Origin of the sequence: Cupriavidus basilensis OR16 (genome assembly GCF_000243095.1) — a bacterium.
GTDB lineage: Bacteria > Pseudomonadota > Gammaproteobacteria > Burkholderiales > Burkholderiaceae > Cupriavidus > Cupriavidus basilensis_D.
The window spans coordinates 1-733 of the sequence record NZ_AHJE01000335.1; the positions used below are offsets into that span (position 1 = coordinate 1).

Annotated in this window: 1 protein-coding gene and 1 pseudogene; both read right to left on the bottom strand. The window is 65.3% G+C overall.

The window, feature by feature from the left end:
- The coding region (locus tag OR16_RS39000; protein ID WP_006165024.1) for an ABC transporter permease at positions 1-417 on the bottom strand (417 nt) is incomplete at its 3' end.
- A gap of 73 nt (positions 418-490) precedes the next feature.
- Positions 491-733: pseudogene (locus tag OR16_RS47090) on the bottom strand (ABC transporter substrate-binding protein); the annotation flags it as partial.

Here is a 733-nt window from a genome sequence, read left to right on the forward strand (position 1 = left end):
CTGCCCGATCACGGCCAGCAGCAGGGCGAGCCGGTCGATCCAACGGTCGCGGTAGATCGCCGCCAGCACCCCCAGGGGGATGGCCGTCAGCACGGCAATGACCAGCGCAATGCCGCCAAGCTTCAGGGTGATCGGCAGGCGCTCGGCCACCAGCTCGGTTACCGGTCCCTGGAAGAAGAAGGAGCGCCCCAGGTCAAGGCGCAACGCCCTGCCCAGCCATTCGAAATACTGCGTCACCATCGGCTGGTCCAGCCCGTACTGGTGGCGGATCGTCGCCACCTGCTCGGCCGTCGCGTCGGCGCCGGCAATCGACGTGGCAAGATCGCCCGACAGGTGAAGCAAGACAAAGCTCACGATGGAAACGGTCAGCGCAACGCAAAGCGCCACAGCGAGGCGCCGAAGGATATAGGTCAACATGTGGGAGCCCTTGGTCGAGTCTGCCCGCGACAGGCAAGATCCATCTCCCCGTCGCGCCGTCATGCCTGCCGGCTTACTTCCAGCTGGCGTCGTAGAAGCGTGGCACTTCGTCCGGATAGGCCTGGAAGTTCAGTTGCGACGTATAGGCATAGCTGGTCGAGTACGTGAAGAGCGGCGCGGCATAGGCCTGCCGGGCGATCAGGTCCAGGGCCTTGGCGTAATTCGCTTGCGCACGCCAAGGTCGCCGCGCTGTCCGCGGCGTCCAGGAACGTCTTGACCGCGCCATCCCTTGGCCAATGTCGTCGGCGCCCCCCTT